The 18749-nt window shown below is 56.5% G+C and carries 12 protein-coding genes, 1 tRNA gene and 7 pseudogenes; 7 read left to right on the top strand and 13 right to left on the bottom strand.

All coding sequences use genetic code 11. The features are described from left to right. Window positions 1-11: 11 nt before the first annotated feature. The gene (locus AC07W0_RS03840; RefSeq protein WP_017846361.1) at window positions 12-968 is read right to left on the bottom strand and encodes a DUF979 domain-containing protein; all 957 of its coding nucleotides are present in this window, start codon (window positions 966-968) and stop codon (window positions 12-14) included. Beyond that, window positions 965-1708 carry a DUF969 domain-containing protein gene (locus tag AC07W0_RS03835; protein ID WP_102617049.1) on the bottom strand — a complete coding sequence of 248 codons (744 nt, stop codon included), beginning with the start codon at window positions 1706-1708 and terminating at the stop codon, window positions 965-967. The genes AC07W0_RS03840 and AC07W0_RS03835 overlap by 4 nt, the downstream gene beginning before the upstream one ends. Window positions 1709-1934: 226 nt before the next feature. Between AC07W0_RS03835 and AC07W0_RS03830 the strand changes: the two genes are divergently transcribed. The 3 genes from AC07W0_RS03830 to AC07W0_RS03820 all read left to right on the top strand — a co-directional run bounded on the left by AC07W0_RS03830 (window position 1935) and on the right by AC07W0_RS03820 (window position 3398). Beyond that, on the top strand, window positions 1935-2612 hold the full coding sequence (locus AC07W0_RS03830; protein ID WP_017846363.1) for a GntR family transcriptional regulator: 678 nt from the start codon (window positions 1935-1937) through the stop codon (window positions 2610-2612). A 101-nt stretch (window positions 2613-2713) separates the two neighbouring features. Continuing rightward, complete coding sequence (locus tag AC07W0_RS03825) at window positions 2714-2911, top strand: hypothetical protein (RefSeq protein WP_102617048.1); 198 nt, start codon at window positions 2714-2716, stop codon at window positions 2909-2911. Beyond that, a complete protein-coding gene (locus AC07W0_RS03820; RefSeq protein WP_102617047.1) occupies window positions 2859-3398 on the top strand; it encodes a hypothetical protein in 540 nt (179 codons plus the stop codon). Before AC07W0_RS03825 ends, AC07W0_RS03820 begins: the two co-directional genes overlap by 53 nt. A gap of 160 nt (window positions 3399-3558) precedes the next feature. Here the strand turns inward: AC07W0_RS03820 and AC07W0_RS03815 are convergent, their stop codons facing one another. The 7 genes and pseudogenes from AC07W0_RS03815 to AC07W0_RS03785 form a co-directional block, all read right to left on the bottom strand. Then, window positions 3559-9297 (bottom strand): calcium-binding protein, encoded by a 5739-nt coding sequence (locus AC07W0_RS03815; RefSeq protein ID WP_146013160.1) that lies wholly within the window; start codon window positions 9295-9297, stop codon window positions 3559-3561. 54 nt (window positions 9298-9351) lie between these two features. Then, on the bottom strand, window positions 9352-10161 hold the full coding sequence (locus AC07W0_RS03810) for a hypothetical protein (RefSeq protein ID WP_126585205.1): 810 nt from the start codon (window positions 10159-10161) through the stop codon (window positions 9352-9354). A gap of 119 nt (window positions 10162-10280) precedes the next feature. After that, window positions 10281-10523, bottom strand: a pseudogene (locus tag AC07W0_RS03805) (beta-barrel domain-containing protein); the annotation flags it as partial. After that, window positions 10522-11460 (bottom strand): annotated as a pseudogene (locus AC07W0_RS03800) (terminase large subunit domain-containing protein); the annotation flags it as partial. The pseudogenes AC07W0_RS03805 and AC07W0_RS03800, both read right to left, overlap by 2 nt. Continuing rightward, a pseudogene (locus tag AC07W0_RS03795) lies at window positions 11447-11668 on the bottom strand (DUF2280 domain-containing protein); the annotation flags it as partial. The pseudogenes AC07W0_RS03795 and AC07W0_RS03800, both read right to left, overlap by 14 nt. Next, a pseudogene (locus tag AC07W0_RS03790) lies at window positions 11669-11743 on the bottom strand (Acb2/Tad1 domain-containing protein); the annotation flags it as partial. A 58-nt stretch (window positions 11744-11801) separates the two neighbouring features. After that, window positions 11802-12134, bottom strand: a complete 333-nt coding sequence (locus tag AC07W0_RS03785) for a phage holin, lambda family (RefSeq protein ID WP_102617044.1) — start codon at window positions 12132-12134, stop codon at window positions 11802-11804. 226 nt (window positions 12135-12360) lie between these two features. Here AC07W0_RS03785 and AC07W0_RS03780 point away from each other — a divergent pair, with 226 nt between their 5' ends. Further along, window positions 12361-13122 carry a hypothetical protein gene (locus AC07W0_RS03780; protein WP_102617043.1) on the top strand — a complete coding sequence of 254 codons (762 nt, stop codon included), beginning with the start codon at window positions 12361-12363 and terminating at the stop codon, window positions 13120-13122. A gap of 122 nt (window positions 13123-13244) precedes the next feature. Here AC07W0_RS03780 and AC07W0_RS03775 read toward each other — a convergent pair whose 3' ends face one another. Together AC07W0_RS03775 and AC07W0_RS03770 are read right to left on the bottom strand one after the other, a co-directional pair. Then, window positions 13245-13541 carry a hypothetical protein gene (locus AC07W0_RS03775; protein WP_146013159.1) on the bottom strand — a complete coding sequence of 99 codons (297 nt, stop codon included), beginning with the start codon at window positions 13539-13541 and terminating at the stop codon, window positions 13245-13247. A 295-nt stretch (window positions 13542-13836) separates the two neighbouring features. Next, window positions 13837-14492: pseudogene (locus AC07W0_RS03770) on the bottom strand (bacteriophage antitermination protein Q). Between AC07W0_RS03770 and AC07W0_RS03765 the strand changes: the two are divergent. The 3 genes and pseudogenes from AC07W0_RS03765 to AC07W0_RS03755 all read left to right on the top strand — a co-directional run. Continuing rightward, window positions 14439-14714, top strand: a pseudogene (locus AC07W0_RS03765) (hypothetical protein); the annotation flags it as partial. The pseudogenes AC07W0_RS03770 and AC07W0_RS03765 overlap by 54 nt on opposite strands. Continuing rightward, window positions 14711-14935 (top strand): annotated as a pseudogene (locus AC07W0_RS03760) (hypothetical protein); the annotation flags it as partial. The pseudogenes AC07W0_RS03765 and AC07W0_RS03760, both read left to right, overlap by 4 nt. Further along, entirely contained in the window at window positions 14851-15894 is a 1044-nt protein-coding gene (locus tag AC07W0_RS03755) for a tyrosine-type recombinase/integrase (protein WP_102617041.1), read from the top strand. The pseudogene AC07W0_RS03760 and the gene AC07W0_RS03755, both read left to right, overlap by 85 nt. A 100-nt stretch (window positions 15895-15994) precedes the next feature. Here AC07W0_RS03755 and AC07W0_RS03750 read toward each other — a convergent pair. Both AC07W0_RS03750 and pvdQ read right to left on the bottom strand, forming a co-directional pair. Next, window positions 15995-16068 (bottom strand) — tRNA-Cys (locus AC07W0_RS03750). Window positions 16069-16282: 214 nt separating this feature from the next. After that, window positions 16283-18571 (bottom strand): bifunctional acylase PvdQ, encoded by a 2289-nt coding sequence (pvdQ, locus tag AC07W0_RS03745; RefSeq protein WP_102617040.1) that lies wholly within the window; start codon window positions 18569-18571, stop codon window positions 16283-16285. Between the last annotated feature and the right edge of the window lie 178 nt (window positions 18572-18749).

The following is an 18749-nucleotide window of genomic DNA, read 5'->3' as shown; positions in this document are numbered from 1 at the left end:
TTTTCTTTTCTTTAGCGAAACATCAGGAAATACAGGATGAAAACATTGCAAGTCAGCAAGGCCAGCGCCGTGGGCACCTGCGCGCGGATCACCGCGTTTTTGTCGGGCAGTTCGAGTAGGGCCGCCGGTACGATATTAAAGTTGGCTGCCATCGGCGTAAGCAAGGTGCCGCAATAACCCGAGAGCATGCCGATGGCTGCCATAAGGGCCGGGTTACCGTCGTACATGCCGACCAGGACTGGCACCCCGACGCCCCCTGTCATCACGGGGAAGGCGGCGAAACCGTTGCCCATGATGATGGTGAAAAGCGCCATGCCAACCACGTACACCATCACCGCGAAGAAACGTACATCCATGTTGATGTAGCTGGTGGTGATATGCGCCACGGCCTTGCCCACACCGGCGTCGGAGAATACGAGGCCCAGCATGCCGAGCATCTGCGGCAGTACCAGCGCCCAACCGAGCGCATCGGTCAGCCGACGCGATTCGCGGATACCTTGCATCGGCGTTTCGTTCGTCATCTTGCAGACCAGCGCAAGCGCGACCATACAGCCCAGCCCTAGGCTTACCATCGTGGTGTTCTTCGGGTCGAGCAGCGGTATGCCGCCAACCACGAGGTACTTCGCCGACAGCGTGCCGATCATGGTCACGACCGGGATCGCCAGGGCGGGGATGAAAAGCTTGTTGCCCAGCAGATTGGCGCTGGCCGAGTACTCCGCCGCCGAGCGGGCCACGTGACGGCCAATGCCGACACCGCCGAAGGCTGCAATCAGCGCCATCACCACAACACCGACGCCGACCCAGACCGGCGGCAACTGGTCGCCGAGCAAGAAGACGAGCGAATAAAGGCCCCAGAAAAAGGCACTGGAATAGCGCTTTGAGTGCTGGCGATCCATAAGCGTCATCACCGCGGTGATGGCGAGGATGGCACCGACGAGATAGTACAGGTGCGTGATCGTGAGCGTCATGGTCGGGACTCCTTGCCTTCGACTGTGACGGTTGCAGCCGCGGCCGCAGCGCTGCCGGCCATCTCGCGCATCAACCAAGTGTCAAGCCGGCGCAGGCGCCAAGCATGGATGGTGAATGCGCAAACAGCTGTCGGAATCCCCCAGAGCGCGACGCGAATCGGCTCGACTTCGATGCCCGCCTCACGCAAGAACGTGGTCATCAGCACGATCGCGCCGAAAGCCACGAAGATGTCTTCGCCGAAGAACAGGCCGACGTTATCGGTCGCTGCGGCATACGCTCGCAGCTTGTGGCGAACCTTCTCCGGCAGTGCCCCAAAACGGGCTTCGGCAGCACCTTCTGCCATTGGCGCGAGCAGCGGTCGCACCATTTGTGGATGGCCGCCCAGGCTGGTAAGACCGATGGCTGCGGTCATCTGGCGTGCGCCAAGGTAGACAATCAGCAAGCGGCCCGCAGTCGCGGACTTGATGCTGCTGATCCATCGCTGGGCGTGCTGGCGCAAACCATAACGCTCGAGCAAGCCAATCACCGCCAGCGGTAACAGGATGATCAACGGCAGGTTACGTGTCTTGATGAAGCCTGTGCCGATGGCGGCAAGAATCCTGTCGACCGGAAAGTGCGCCGCGAAGGCGGTGACGACGGCCGTGACAATCACGACCAACATGGGATTAAAGCGCAGGACGAAGCCCACGATGATGACGACGACCCCCAGCAAGGGCCACAAGTTGATGTCAGTGGGCACCGGCGTTTCTCCAAGTTGTTTGAGTTATTTTCTTAGATCACTCAACTATCTTCATCCGATTGAATGATCATTTCAACAGAATTGTTCAACAATCCAACATGGATAACAAAAAGCAATATGCATGCCAAAATATGAATTCGTTTCAGCCCTACAGGAAAAAGCGACACTGCGAGTAGGGCAAAACCTGCTAGAATCCAATCGCCCCTGCCACTCAGAAGTCCGCTCGATGCCCCTTCCCGCCTCCCCTTCATTCGTAGCCCAGACGCTAAACGAGCGGATCGCCGAACAGTTGCGTCAGCAAGTCACCCAAGGCGAATTCACACCTGGGCAACGGCTGTCCGAGCAGGTGCTCAGCGAAAACCTTGGCATCTCGCGAAACACCCTGCGCGAAGTGTTCCGGACGCTGGCTAAAGACGGCCTGTTACGACACGAGCCCAACCGTGGGGTATTCGTGGTGGTTCCCAGCATCGCGGCCGTCATCGACATCTACCGCGTGCGACGCCTCATCGAATGCCAGGCGCTGGCAGAGGCTTACCCGCGCCACCCGGCGAAGAAGAACATGCGCGCAGCGGCAGAACAGGCCCAACGAGCACGGGACGCGGGGGACTGGCTGGCAGTGGGCACAGCTAACATGGACTTCCATACGGCCGTCGTTGAACTTGCAGACAGTGAACGCTTGAACGCCATGTTCCGACGCATACTTGCAGAGCTACGGCTGACTTTTGGGCTGTTGCAGGACGCCGAGTTCTTGCATGAGCCCTACGTCGATATGAACTTTCAGATTCTTGAACTTGTTGAACGCAACGAGATGGCCAAAGCTCGCGAAGCAATGCTTGAATACCTCATTCATTCCGAACGCATTGTTTTGGCCGTCTATGCGAGGCGGCCTTCCCAGGAAGGGTGAAAGCTCCGACGTCCACGCAACATCTGCCCCACACAGCCGGTCGACTGGTCGATACAGTTAACCAAGCGGGGCTCCTTCAGAATTTTTTGCCGCCCTAGCGCATGAGCGAAGAACTGCCAGACATAGAGCCCCTGTGGCAGGATGACCTGGTTGCCTTCACCGTCGGCTGCTCGTTTTCCTTCGAACAACCGCTCCTGGATGCCGGCACTGCCCTCAACAACAACGAATGGATGCAATGGACCAACAATGAACACAGCTCAACGGTCGATTCAGCAGTACATAAACGCCAAGGACAGTAACCGCCCGCATCTGCTGCGCCAGGCTTTTATGCCGGATGCACAACTGGAGATGGTGGTACACACGGGGTCTATCTCGTTTCCATCCCACGTTGAAGGCCTCGAGTCCATCGGCGACGTGCTGGTCAGTCGCTTCGGTCAGACATTCGAAAACGTCTATACCTTTTGTCTGGGACACCCACCGGAGCCGGATAGCAAAACGTTCCAATGCCAATGGCTGGTCGCTATGTCCGACAAAAACTCCGGCGAGGTCCGAGTCGGTTGTGGTCAGTATGGATGGCAGTTCAATCCCGAGTCGGGACTTGTCGAGCGGCTCACTATCACCATCGAGCATATGAAAACCCTGCCACCTACCGATCTTCACACCATCATGGAGTGGGTATCCCACCTGGACTATCCATGGTGCCAACCAGAAGCATTAGCGAGCAACGCTCCAGACATAGGCACCCTTGAAGAGGTGATCCAGTATGTAATCCGGTCAGAACAGTGAAGTTGCGGAACACATCTGAAGCGTTGCGGAAGGGATCGTAAATCGCAGGTATAAAAAACCCGTGGACGGTAATCTACGGGGTTTTTAAGAGTGGAGGCCGAGACAGGAATCGAACCAAACACGACGCGGTTGCGCGCCAACCGCGTCTAAGATCTGATGTTTAAGCCGCAGGACTCGTCAACCAGCTACTGCTCAACGTTGCCAGCAACGAAGCATCTGAGATAACGCCCGATGCCTTCGGATCAAATCCGGGATGACTGCCACTGAACCCTGCCATTGCCTGAACCAACTGGTCAACCTGCGCCCCCAGTAGATAGTCCGTATGGCTTCCACCGAGGGCGATCCTGTCCAGCCGGCTGACAGAGTTGTCATACCAGCCCTGCACAGTGATGTCGGTGTCGCTGCCTAGCAGTTGCACGCGCAGATCATTACCCGCCCGCTGAAACCACAGCGACTCACGGGACTCGTTGTCGATGCGCAGGGCACCCCGGGCTTCTCCTATCCCATTGATAAGAGTGTCGTGCCCCCGCCCTCTGGCAATTACATAGTGGTCATAGCCACCACCGCCGATCAGCAAGTCATTGCCCCCTCCTCCTTCAAGTCGGTTGCTACCGGTATCTCCCGACAGGATATCGTCGTGGCTGGAGCCCAGAAGGTTCTCAATACTCGTCAGCCGGTCGATCCCACCGTACCCGTTGCTTGCCGTGCCTTTAGCCAGATCTACGACCACGCCGGTTGGGGCGCCTTCATAACTGGCCGTATCATTACCGGCACCACCGCTCAGCACGTTGTTTCCGCCCTTGCCTGTCAGAACATCATCACCGGCCCCACCATTGAGTACGTTGTCCCGACTGTCACCGCTCAACCGGTCAGCGAAAGCACTGCCGTTGAGGTTTTGCACATGGGTAAAGCCATCAAAATCCCGTGGAGTGAGTGAATCAAGTTGCGCAACTATCCCTTTGGCTGAACCGGAGTAATCCACGGTAGCAACACCCAATAGATTGTCGTACAGGGAGAGAGCATTGAGATTGACCCCGGTTAAGGTCAGTAAAGGCGTGCCTGGCGAGAAAGACAGACGGGCCTGCGCCGAAGCATCTGCATCCAAGTAAGCCGTGCTGGAGGCTGAACTCAGCAGCAATCGGTCGCCTGAGACTCCGGCCTGAAAAGCATTGATGCGGTGCCCGGTTGCTCCCGCCGACTCCGTGAACAAAAACATATCGCGGCCTGCACCGCCGGTCATGCCATGCCCATTCCCGGAGCCTGAAATCAATAAGCTTGCGGACGCACCAGCGACCGCTGAGACCTGACTACCCGACACGAGCTGAACATCAGCGTAACCCAACACCGATCCCAACGCAGTTTTGTAAGTCTGCAGACTGGCACTTGCTTGGGCGTACGCTCCTTGTGCACTCGCCTGAGCAGTTAGCAATGCATTGGCTTTGTCTCTATCGACAGTAGACGCCCATTCGTAACGACTGGTGCTGGTCACCGTTACCCAGTGTGCTGGAGTAAAAGGCGGAAATAGACTCTTGGTAACGTAACGTTGTGTTGTCGTAATGACAGTTGGCGGCAGGATGCTTGCGAGGTTGGCCGCTGTTTGAGCGATCAGTGACGATGAGCCTGCCAAGCCATCGAGTGCATTCTGATAGAGTGAAACCGTGCTGCCGAGCCCGCGCTCAAACGCAACGGCAGCCTCTTTAGCTGACTGCGCAGTAGAGGAGCTCTTCGTGTCATTCGCACTTACAGCTTGCCCCAAAGCAAATTGCCGGGCTTGGGCGGATGACGCTACAGCTTGCCCAACCGTCGTGGTCAACGAAAGTGAGCCGCTGATGGATGCACAGGTTGCAACAGAGGCCGCAACGGTTCCCACGCCACGTTCCAGGTAGGTGTTGCTGGTCGTCGAGGATGCCGGAAATGAAACCTCGAAAATATTCTTTACGTAGAAGGCATCCGCATTCAGTGCGCTGATGCGCTCGTAGCTGACGACTCCTTTAGGACGGCCCGTCATCGGGTTGGTTGAATCGAAATTGATCTGTGTCGTGAGGATGTAGGCCTGTGGGTCCTGGCTATTGTAATAACGGTAGCTGTTCATACTGGGGACCAGGTAAATCAGCGACACCTGACGGCCAAGGCTGCTGGCCTGAGCACTCTTGCTGCCCAACGCCGCAATTGCCGCCGCGGCCTGGTTGGCGGCCGTCGTCGCCAGACCTGCGCCTTGCGTGACCGCGCCCGACTCATAAACCCTACGCGTTTCGAGCGCGACATTTGAAATCGAAGGCACCAGTGGCACGTCCACATGGGCGGTAAAATAAGCGTCCAGCGACGGTGGCTTATTTATCGTCAATGGGTCTACGGGATTAAAACCGGAATTGGCTTGTTTCCAGGATTGTTGAGTGGCAATGGCCAGTTCCACCGCATCGCTGCCAAGCCGCAGACCGTTGGACAGTTCGATAGCCGCGAGCTTACGGTAGTCGGCTGCGAACCAGTCCTGAATTTCGATGCGGTCATGGCTGCCCAACACAGCTACAAGCAGGTTGTTGCCTTCACGTGCCAACCACAAGTCGGCCGCCTTTATACCTGCTTGTAACTTCAGTATCGAACTCGGCCCGGTATTGCCCGAGACACCATTGATCACTTTATCCTGGCCGTCTCCCCGATCGAAGACGTACACATCGTTGCCACCACCGCCTTCAAGCCGATCATTGCCTCGACCACCTGCCAACACATTATTGGCGGTGGTGCCTGTCAATGTGTCGCTCCACGCGGAGCCGATAACGTTATCGATGTTATACAGCGTACTTTCCAGGCTATCGCGTCCTGAGGACAAATTGACGCTCACCCCGGCAGCGACCTGTACATAGCTCGCGACATCGGTACCCGCACCGCCATCGATCCATGCGCCACGCCCAGTCACCAGGAACGTGTCATCACCTGCCCCCCCCCTGAGCACGGAGTTCCAGTCACCACCGATTAGCGTATCGCCATGGCTTGAGGCAATGATCTCGTTGATATGCACCTGGCCGTCGTTCAGGCCATTATTTCGTAAGCTGCGTACCCCCGCTTGGTCATACCCGGCAAAAGACAGCGTCCGTACACCGCTGAAATTGGCGAACAAGTTCAAGTCCGAAGCGTTGGTCCCCAGCAGATCAACGTAATGTTGCCCGTCAGCGGCTAACACACGCAGCCCCTCTTGGGTGCGGACGACAGACGCACTGTCGCCGAGCCCCAGTAGCTGAATTTGGTCGCCCGCGCTGCCGGCCTGAAATCTTTGCAACGTCACTTGCCCGGAAGCCTGGCTGAGCAACACGTTATCGACGCTGGTATTAAGCACGAAGCGTTGGGCGCCGTTACCCGCCAGGATCAGGTTGTAACCTTTGTCGACGGTCACTGTCCCGCCCGCCACACCGGTGTAGGCCTTGGCGTAACCCGCCGATTGCGCGAACGCCCCAAGAGACGTGTCGATACCGACTTTGAGGTCCCTGGACAATTGCAATAAGGCGGCGTAAGCGGTAAAGGTATCCGCAGCAAAACCCGCATCATCGGGGGAGAAAAAAGTATTATTCCCGGGTAAATGGCCGATTGAATTCTTATTCACCGGAACCAGACTGTTCACCTGACCGCGCAAGGCTTCCAACCTGCCGGTGTAAGCCGCCCACGCCTCTGAAGTGGTCAAATACGAGGTCGCTGCGGCGCCCCAAGCGACAGCGGCAGAATGTGCCTTGGTTTGGGCGGTCGAACGCGCCTCAGCGCTCGGCACGGCGTTGGCTATTTGCGCCGCAGTTTGCGCCTGCCCCAGCGCTATCGCCCCCGCATCAACGGCCTGCAGAGTGGCGCGAACAGAGCCGTAGTACGTCGAGCCCTGCTGTAGCAATGCCATCACTTCCTTACCGGCAGTGCTACCTTGTTCGGCACCACTTTCACCTTCATAGAAGGTAATGAGCGTTCGGTCACGCACCCCGAGCAAAGGGTTGGGAAACCCCTGACTGCTGCGATAACGCTGCTTGACTGACCACGCCTGCAACGCGGCCGTGTAACCTGCAAAGTCAGGCGCCGTCGTTGCCAGAGCCGCGTCAGCCCCGCGCGCCTGGCCTGCGGCCATCGCCGCATAACCTTTGGAGGCGTAATCGGCAAATATCAGGGTGCCTGGGTTGATGGGGGCTGCCCCTTGAGCGGCCTCGGTTTTCTCGGCCAACCCAATATCGGCAATATCTCTTCGTGTGCCATTGGTGAACGTAAAACCGGCGGTGGAATCGATTAACCCCCCTCCCACCTGACGGCCGTCATGCGTCGATATCAGATCAATGGATGCGATACCCAGAGAAGTCAATGTTTTCAATTCTTCAGGCGTGGAAATGCCATTCTGATCCGCGTCGACCCATACTTTGACACCGTCAAAGTAATTGCCGCCGGTGAAAGGGTTGATCAACGCGGTATCCCGAGAAAAAACCGTACTCCCGGCAGCGGCGAGCGTCGCGAGCACCGAAAAGCCATTTTGCCCAACCGGCGCCTTGCTTCCCGGTACCGCGAAGGACTCACCAAACCACTCGGTAGCATTGTCGATAGCCCCATTGCCGTTGGTGTCAAACACCAGGATGCCATTGTCCGCCCCGACCCAGCCCACCGCGCTTTTTGCCCCATCGGCGTTATGATCGAACACTGCGTTACTTCGTGACGGTGGCAGCAGTTTGATGCCACTCCCCGTCAGGTCCAGCACCAGCGGCAGGTGGTATCGACCAGAACCCGACACCTCCAATGGTAGGATGGTGACGATGCCAACGTTGTAAGTGCTCCAGCCCTGTTGAGCGATATTCAGTACTTGCTGGATTGCCGCTTGTAAGCCGTTCGACAACCTCAGTGCAAAAGGAATACTGGCGCCCAATGCAGTGGGTGACCAGCGATCAGAATAGGGTTCCTGGGCCAGACGATGCTGCAGAGCCTTCAAGGACAGGGCATTTTCTGCAGCGGCGATCGCACCCTCGGCGGACGTATTCAGGAGCGTGCCGGTCTGTGCCTGCTGGGATGCTACGGTCTGGGACAAGACCAACGCGCCAGTTTGGGTAGACGTCTGGCTGATAAACGCAGCCAGATCGGGCGCGGGGCCCGTGAAGGTTTGACCGTTCTGCTTCCAGGTAGTGTTTACCGGCAGCCCATCGAAACCGTAAGTCTGTTCTACCGCTAATCCACCCTCGGCGTTTTTCCACGCGACGACCACACCTTGAGCCGTCAAGCGATAGGCCGCCGACAAGTCGCCATAGCTGTGTGATACGGAAACATTTTGTTTACCGACCGAAATGATCGAGTCCTTGGGTACTTCCATCAACGAAATACCTGCGACGCTGACTTGAACGCTATCTTTCGTATAAAGCAGCGTGGCCTCACCGACAGAAGATGATGAAAGGGGAACCGTCAAGATCATGTCGCCATTTGGCTCTATCTCTATTTTACGGATATTGTCGAGCGTAGTCTTCGCGTCGGGTAGAGCAGGATCCTTCGTACTGTTCAGCAATTGGGTAACAACATTGTAATACCCAGTTGGAGAGTCGACCTTGTTAATCCAGCTTTGAGCAAGTTCTTTATTCGCCCCAGAGCCGGCCACGGTCGCGAGCGACATAAGCTGGACAGTATTAATAGCCAATAGTAGCTCTTTTTTAATGTCACCAGCAGAATCAAGAACATTTTGCCAATAGCTTTCCCTAGTATTTTCTGTGATATTCGAAAGTACAGAATTCAATGTCCATGCGTCCTTCGACAGGCCATTATCTTCAAATACTTTTGTATGAAAACCCCATGCTTCTTGGTGCGTGACATCAGAAGAAATGGGACTGCCTCCGTTTGTCTCAAGCTTACTATCTAAAGCAGAAAGGTAACCACGGGCCATCTGATTTAAAATGCGTGCCACATCAGCATCAGATACAGGCGCACCTATATTTGAGGCATCACGGCACCTTAAATTTTACTGTTTGATATTTGAGAGAACGAAGGCGTTCATGGCATCTACAACCGCTGGCCAGTCCTTAAGTTTACTCGGAGCAAGTTCAACTTTCGCAAGTGCACCTATTTTTTCAATGACAAAATAGCCTGTGCATTCATAAAATTCCTTTTCAGTTTTATATCGTCGACAGGAAAATACTACGGGCACTTTCTCCGCACTGCGCTTCCAATAGTAGCCATTTACTTCGCCGGGCAAATATTTATTATCTTTCTCCTGAAGAAACAACCCCAACTCCTTCTGATAATTATCCGCACTTTCCACTTTAGATGCAGAGGCCTCCAGCATATTATTTATCAGATAATCAAGATCTCCATGCCTGACAGCAATCTGTTCAAGCGTCAACACCACACCTTGAAATTTTCCGTAGGGGGTCGTCGTATACTCACTCGTTCTCACAGGTAGAAGATATGGCCAAGACAGCGCCATTGATACCGAAGAAAAATTAGCATCACAGCCTTTCTTATTTTCGGTAAAGCCTTTTTCCCATGAGCTTTTCCCTTCATATTCAGCCCAGAATAGGACGTAACTACTCGGTACTTCTATCACAGTGCCCAAAATTTTCCCGCATACCCAACCCGGACGGTTTCCCGAAGACACATTTGGCGCCGCCTCGGTTCTTTTTTGAACTTCAGATAGATAAGTGACTAATGCAACTGCCAACAGTCCCAACAGACCCAGCAACAAGATAGCTGCCACGCCCCTTAAGGCCTGCCAGAAAAAAAAGAAAATTCTGACCATATTTCGGCGCAAAAAAACACGATTTACGCGCATAAAATTTCTTCCAATCCGACCATCCAAATCATGATCAATTACCCCATCGAACGTGAGGGCCTGAACCTATGACGGTTTGAACCGCGTCAGACCGAACCCCATCCATGAAAATAGTCCGCCTAGCGCTCTCTCAAACTCTCCTGAACATGCTGGCGCAAAGGGCTCAGGAAGTAATCCAGCACCCGACGCTGATCCGTCTTGACCTCCGCCGTCACCGACATACCCGGCGATAGCGCAACGCGTTGGCCCTTGATATTCAAATGATCTTCTTTCAATCGAATCCGGCTGCTGTAGACGGGCCCACGCTTCTCATCATCTATGGCATCGCTGGACAGCCCGATCGCTTCCCCTTCGACCGCCCCTGATCTCGCACGTTTTCTTGAAGTCGTTGCCGTCGTGCTGCCAGTAGCGTTCCTTGATGCGGCGGATCATGTCAGGCGTGTCGTAGCCGTCGATCAACTCATCTACTGCCCTGGGCAAGCCCTGATCGCGCTTTACGTGGGTGATTGCCGCCATCTTGCCGACGTTGAAGTACATCCCGATGAACAGCGGCTCACCGGGCTGCACTGTGTCGAAGCACCCGTTGAGCTTGCGGTCGTAGGCCGTGTAGATCGTGCCGGAGGTCAGGTTGACGAACTGCCCCTTGAGGTACGCCATGATCAGCTGTGGTGGATACGACTCCATCAGGGATGCGATGTAGTCATCCGGCAGGTTCAGCTCGTTGTCGTAAGTGCTGGCCTGCACCAGGCCGTACATCTCTTTGAGCGAAGGCTTGTCCCGCAACTGCTTCACGAACTGCAGGAAGACGAACTTGAAGCCTTCCGGTGTCGTGGTTACGTCCACCCCGTTCTTCAGCCCGGGCAGGTTGTAGCGCATCCGGGCAATGATCTTGCGCCAGGCCTGCTGCGCCTTGACGGCGGTCAGCACGTCCAGCTCATCCACCAGCGCTTGGCCGATCTTGAAGCCAACGATGGTCTGCGGCTTCTCCATCGACCGACAAATCACAGTGCCGCGGTACTGCCGGCCGCTGTAGATGTGAACCTCGTGGTTCGCCTGGTTGATCTTGGTCTTCAGTCCCCAGTCGTAGGCCACCTCATCCATGGTCGGATAGAAAATGTCCCGGATCTGCGGGTAAGTCGGTGCGAAGTAGCCAGCATTGACGCCAGGCCACTCCATGAAGTGCTTGCTCAGCGCCGAGCACCCCACCCAGGTCTTGCCTGAGCCGAACCCAGCAACGAACGCACGAAACTTGTGGGGTAGCGTGAGGAACTGAGCCTGCGGAACGTTAAGGCTCGGCATTCGGCTTCCTCGCATCTACCACGTCGACCTGGATACGGGTCGGGATCACCGGTTCGTCACCAGCCTCTTCCTTCCGTGCCCGGTTGACGTAGATGTCACCGGTTTCTTTCGCGGCCTGCTCGAGGATCTGCATGGCCAGACCGATGTTCTTCATCGTCTTGGCCTTCTCCACAAAGCGGTTCATGGCTCGCAGGCGGAACGCGCGGTTGATGGAGTTCATGCCGTCGATCTCGGACTGACTCAGGTCGCGGTAGCCGGTGATTTTCTTGTGCTGGTTATCCATGGGTGATTCCTCATGATTGCGCGCCACGATTTGGCGCATTCGAAAACGTGGCGCGGAATTAATCGACCTTACGAGTGGGCAGTTTGAAGTCAGTCACCCGATCAGCAATCGACCGAATCTTCTCCACACCCAGGAAGCCTACCCAGCCACCTGCGAAGGTAGCCATGCTCTGGGGCAGACCGAAGAAGTCCAGGCCGCTAATGATGGTCAAGGTAAGGCCGCCACAGATCGCGCCTTCCACCAGCATCTGGCGCCGTGTGCCGCCGCCGTAGGTGATGCGCAGGACGGCCATGGCGCAGGACAGCGCAGCCGCATAGAGGATTGGCGAATGCTGGCTCAACCACGCAAGCGCAATCGCCCATGTGTCTGGTTTGTCTGGCATGTTGGACATCTCGGTTCCTCCCCGTCAGGGAGTTATGAATATGACAGGCCATGACCTGCAGATTTGAATCAGCCCCGGCGGCACTCCCAGCTCAGAGCGAAGGGTGTGGCGGGGCCGAAAACGAAAAGGCCCTGATTGATTTCGAGGCCCTGAATATGAAAAAGTTAGCCCGCCAACCGGCATACTGCGTTGTGACATTGGCTCGATCCAGGCAGGTAATTACAAGGATGACGCTATGACGAAAAGAAACATCAAACTTCTATCATTAACCCTATTGGTTTGCGTCGCGACAATCGCAAACGCGGAGTCGCCAGATGCCTCACCCGAGGCCGAAACGCTGTACTTCAAGGCACTCCCTTACCTTGATAAAATTGACGACATTGATAACGAAATTTTCAATATTCGGCATCAACTACCCAATGAGGAAAAGTTTCCCGAAAAGAAAAAAGAAGAACTCATAAATAAACTACGCACTCTAGTGGCGGAGGCCGCCCCCCTACTCAAGCGCTCAGCCGCTGACGGAAATCCAGCTGCACAATACCGGCTCGCTCGGCTCGCTATAGGCATTGAACCCAGAGAGCAAGCTGTAGATCAGGTCTGCTCTTTATTGAAATCTAGCCTAACAAAAGGGTTCGCCCCAGCAGGTATGCAGATGATCAGCTACTGCTTCGACGATGTAAAAACAGCCGAGTTTCGATCATTGATTGACGCCTTACCTGAAAATACAACTTCGCAAAGCAAGTACTATCCGCAGCCAATGCTTATGCCTAGCTGCGACAGGGATAGTGATTCCAGGAGCAAAAATGCAATTGCATCTCTCAATGAAAAAGCTATTCGAGCCGAGCTCTACATGAGTCTATCAACTCAAATTTCAGGGCAGAACCTTAAGCAGGAAAAGATCCGCTATCTTCAAAAAGCAGCTAACTATGGATGCAGACGCGCTATAGAGCGCCTAAAACTGATAGATGACGTTCGGGACGTCAATGTTCTTCCGTAGCGCGCACTACCGGCCTAACAGCGCCCAGTCCTTCCCGAGGGCAGTCCTAGCTACAGGTGACTTTTAGTCAATAAAAACCCCGACGCGATGGCCGGGGTCAGAGTCTAAGTGGTGAGTAATTTCTAGCTGGCTGATATTACTTCAGTCACTACAGTTGCAGGGCTCTCAAGCGCAAGGCGCTGCTGCCGTTTTTCCTCTAACAACTCAACGATCGAGACACGATGTTTTTCGGTATGGGCGAGGAACGCCGACCTTGGAAGCAGAAGACGTACAGGCGCGGGCAGAAGCTCAAAAGCTTTTTCCGCAACAAGCAAAAACGCCTCATCATCCTTGATGCGGTCATGCGTAACTGTAAGCAGGCCATCAACCACCACACGCTCGATCTGCGGCCAATTTTTTTTCCAGATACTCAGTCGCAACGTTTGCCCCCTCTCCAACAGAGTTGAGGACTGCGTCCTTTGCCGAGACCACCGTCTCGCTAACGGCTTCTGATAACGCCTTCGCCTTGTCAGCCAAAAACCCGAACATATTCATCCGCTCCATGAATGCACAATAAAAATTTATCGACACCGATCGAGCGTTCTTTAGAACAAATTTTTAGCACAGAAAACCCGGCGCATGACCGGGTTCAGAGTTTCGTGTGCGTTTTGCGTTACTTGTGCACTATGGAAAAAGTACCCGTTTTATTCATTCATGTCAATATTATTATGCCGCCTATTGATCTTTTTCCGAGTGAATCACCTGCCAAATTGGTTGTTGCGCCTGTACATCCACTTCCTCGATGACCTTTCTCAGGGAAACCCATAGGTCTCGCCAGTCCCGGTTCCAGTTGTTTTGATCTACTGAGACCCCGAAGAACGTCATCATCTCGGCAGCGACACGCGCCGGCCCCCACTCTGCCGCGCCATGCACCTCCCCCTTGTACGATTGCAGGGCCAGGGTAACCAGGTACTGCGCCTTCACACGCTTGGCCGATGTCAGGTCTGGTAGCGCCGCCTTGGCCGTAGCAGCACCGCATTCAGTAGGTGCCGCATATTCATTGCCGGGTGGTACAGGTAGTGCCCAAACTGCTGGACTTGGAACGGAAGCGTGTCGATGGCCCGCAGCACTTTGCCGATGGTGGCCAGGTGAGCGGCGCGGGCCGTGGATCGGCCTACCGGCGTACCGCGCGTCTCGCTGATGCTGATCTTCTGGCGCACAACCTGAATGCGCTCCTCCTTGTCCTCCCCTAGCGCAGCGAACACTGCCTCGTGCCTACGCATGCGTGCGCCCTTCTTGATCGGTGCCGATTGCGCTTTGTCGATTGCTACAGCGCTGACCACGGCCAGAAGTACCTGGCAGACCTTAGCGTTGAGCCGATCACCGAGGATGGTCGCGCCATTGCCGGTCTGCTCACCGGTGCCGTCACCCGGGCAGAGCCGGTACTTCGCCAAAAACTGGAGATCGTGAAGAGCTCGATGCTGGAAATGCGGAGGGCCAGCGAAGAACGGAAGCTCGAAATGCGGATTGAAGCGGCCAACGAATTGGCAGATCGCCGGGCACTGCTCATCAAGCAGGCGCAGGAACTGGAAGAGAAGAGGGCGGCGCAATGACCGACAAGATCAGCGTCAACTGCCAGGCCAAGCTCACCGAGGCCATCACATGCCTGACCACCATGTACCGGAACAAGAAATTTGTGGTGGTCTCCCTGCGCCCGGGCAAGGACCGCACGCTTGAACAGAACCGGCTGTGGTTCGGGATGTACAAGCGAATCGCCGAAATGACCCAGATCGGCGATGCGGCGGACGCCCGACGCTACTGCAAGCTGCACTTTATTACTACAGGGACGCGAACGGCAAAGAGCTTCCGCTGGGAGGCGATCTCGATAAAGCCAGACTCAAATGGGCAGAACTTGAGTCCAAGGCAAAGCCGGCAGACCTGAAGATCATGAAGGGGATTTTTGACAGGTACGAGCGGGACATCATCCCGAAGAAAGCGCCGCGGACGCAGAAAGACAACAAGGCAGAGCTCAAGCACCTGCGCAAAGGGTTCGAGGCAGCGCCCATCGATGCAATCACCCCGTCCATGGTTGCACAGTACCGGGACGCCAGGACGGCGAAGACCAGAGCAAACAGAGAGATCGCCCTGCTCTCCCACGTCTACAATATGGCGCGAGAATGGGGCTTTACGGATCGGGAAAATCCTTGCGCCGGGGTCCGAAAGAATAAAGAGAAGGTCCGCGACTACTACGCCAATGAAATGGTTTGGAGCGCCGTCTATGGAAAAGCCCCACAAGAACTTAGGGACGCGATGGACTTGGCCTATCTGACAGGCCAGCGCCCGGCAGACGTGATCGCAATGAGGCGGGGGGATATCGAAGGGGATTACTTAACCGTGCAGCAGGGAAAAACAGGCAAGCGCCTCAGGATTCAAATGCAGGCAGGCGGCGTGAAGAACACCCTCGGCCTGCTCATTGAGGACATCATGGCCAGGAACAGTCAGCACAACTCGCAGCACTTCATTCTCAGCAGGACCGGGATGCGTGTCTCTCAACAAATGCTCCGCAACCGGTGGGATGACGCCCGAGAAGCCGCTCGCTCCTTGGCCGCCAGTGAGGGACGAGTTGATGACGCGGAGAATATCCAACTGTTTCAGTTCAAGGATATCCGCCCCAAAGCCGCTTCCGAAATCACGGATATCGCCGACGCAAGCCTCCTGCTCGGTCACTCGGAACAAGAGATCACCAAGCGCGTGTACCGGCGCATCGGTGCGGTCGCGCAGCCTTCAAAATGAGCTAGTTTCGGAACTCCACCCCCTAAAGTTTCGGAACTCCAGCACTTTCCAACAGGCAATAAAAAAACCCGTAGACGTTAATCTACGGGGTTTCTAAGAGTGGAGGCCGAGGTCGGAATCGAACCGGCGTAGGCGGATTTGCAATCCGCTGCATAACCATTTTGCTACTCGGCCTCAAACGATCAGTACCCTGGTTGCTGGCACTCACCGCATACAAACTTGAGTGGGCTATGTGAAGCGTGCCTCTACTCTAACTTATTGAATACATTGAAGTTTTTAATGCTTCATTGCGTTCGATGGGCGCCATTATGTACTCATTTGCTTTTGCCTGCAACCCCTTGATTTCAAAAAATATTCTGCCCTGCCATCAAGGGGTTGCGTGCGCGCCCTACTCTTTGATGACCTGCGATTGGTACTGCGGATCGGCCTTGATCTGCGCTTCGCTGAAGGGCAGCGGCCGGAGGTTTTTTTCGGAGAATGCGTGTGTCTGGTCCTTTGCGTATTTCGATGCAGGGTTGCTGGACAGGGAGAATGTCAGTAAGCCTTGGGCGCGGGGGCCGTTGGCGTCGAAGGTGACGATTTGCAGGTAGCTGCTGCCGCTGACCACTTCGCGTTTGCCATCGGCGCGGGGCACGGTTTGCATGGCGTTGTAGATGCCAAGCTGTTGCGGGCCGCCGTGGATCGGGGTCTGGCCGGAGACTTGTAGGTCGCCCCAGCGGCTGTTGGCGGTGAGCCCGAGTTGGCCGGCCTCGACGGTCGAGGCCAGCATGGCTTCGCGCAGGGCCTTGGCGACGGGCGCTCGCTCGATGGCCAGGCCACGTGGGGTGGTGAGGGGTTGGGCCGGGTCGAAGGCGACACGCCAGGCGTCAGGGCTGTGCTGCAGGTGTTGCATCAGGTTGATGAAATGCACCAGGCCCAGGCCGCTGTCGAGGTTGGCGCGCTGGTCCCAGGTTTGCAGGCTGGCGCACAGCGGTTGCAGCGTGGCGGTGTCGGCGCCGAGGTGCTTGGCGCAGAATTCGAGCAAATCGGGCATCACCTGGCTGGCGAGGTAGACCTGGTTGTCCATCACCATGTTTTGCAGGTCGGCAACGCTGATCGGCCGGTTGTCCAGCGACTGCAGGCGTTGCACGGCGAAACGCGCGCGGGGGCCGAGGCCAGTGTTGTCCTGGCTGATCACCGGGGAAAAACCGGTGAGGGGCGCCTTGGGGTTGACCATCCAGGCCGAATCGTTGGAATGCTGCACGTAGTCGGTACGTTCCAGTTGCGGCAACTGGTCGGCCGCGAAGATCCCGGCTTGGGCAGCGCGCGGGTCGACGTCCCAGGCGCAGGCGCTGCGGGCACCGTCGAGCACGATCAATTGCAGGCCGGCCCGTGGGTCACTGCATTGCGCGAGTTTGGCCGCGTTGACGTTGGGCACCACCGACAGGTTCATGAACAGGCTCTGCCCCTGGTCATCCGCAGCCAGGGTATTGACCCACGGGATGCCTTGCAGGGTGTGTACCGCGGCTTGCAGCTCCTTGACGCTGCCGGCGCGATTCATCGCGTACCACTGTTGCAGCACACGGTCGTTGCCCAGGTTGGCATCGCGCAGGCTGAAGGCGTAACGGTTGTCCCAATCAAGCTTGCCAGGCCATTGCACCACCGGGCCGAATTGCGAACGGTAGACGGTATGCGCCTGCTCTTTGAGGCTGCCATCGGCTTGTTTGACCTGCACCGTCAGCGTGGTTTTATCCAGCGGGATGGATTTACCGTCCAGCAGGTAGCGCGTGGCATCCTTGGGATCGAGGGTCAGGCGATACACGGTGAAATGCTTGGACGTGTCGACGGTATGGGTCCAGGCCACATGCTGGTTAAAGCCGATATTCACCAGCGGCAAGCCCGGCAGTGCAGCGCCCATCACATCCAGCTGGCCAGGGATGGTCAGGTGCATCTCATAAAAGCGCATGCCGCCGATCCAGGGGAAATGCGGATTGGCCAGCAGCATGCCACGCCCGTTGAATGAGCGGTCACGGCCCACGGCGACGGCGTTGCTGCCTCGGTCCAGAGTGAAACGCTGTTGATGCGCAGCCGCCAGTTCAAAGGCCTTGGCGTCGCCCAGTCGATGGGCGGTGGTGTTGGGCGGCGTCGCGCCGACAAGGGCTTCGGCGAATTGGCCGACGCCGCCTTCCACCAGCAGCCTGCGCGTCAGTTTGATCACATCCTGCGGCGTGATTGGCCGCACCCACGCCGCCTGGCACTGGGCCGGAGCGCCCTGCTCTGTCAGATAACGGTTGTAACCGGCGACGTACCCTTCGATACGCTGCTGGATCGGTGGGCTCTGCGCCGCCCAGAACCTGGCCACCGCCTCTGGCGTATTCAGCCAGGCAAAGAACACATCGCTGGTAACGTTGTTGCGCTCCTCCAGGGTCGATTGTTCAGGGCCAAAGAACCTGGCGCGCTCTCCGCTCACCGTGACCACCTCGTTGGCCAGCAGGCACAGATTGTCCTGGGCATAGGCGTAACCGATGCCGAAGCCCAGGGCGCGCTCATCACTGGCGCGGATATGGGGCACACCGAAACTGGTGCGTCGGATGTCCGCCGCCGCCTGCACCACCGCCTCGCGCGCGGATGCGGCCAGGCTCACGCCCAGCAACAGCGCCGTCACACACACCCGGGACAACCCGTTACAAATAATCACGCAGACCCCACCGTCAGATTAAACCGCCTCACAGGGCAATCACCCCAACGTAAGAACGCAACAGCCCGCGAATAATTTAGGTACGAATGCGGCCGCGTCATTTTCTGCGCTACGAGGGTGGCCAGTCCAAGTGCCGATGGCCTCCGTTACACATACTGACAACCCGCACCGCCCGCAA

The sequence above is a fragment of the Pseudomonas sp. GW704-F2 genome (assembly GCF_059423025.1).
Note: the sequence above shows the minus strand (reverse complement) of the source record. Positions and strands in the feature narration are given on the sequence as shown.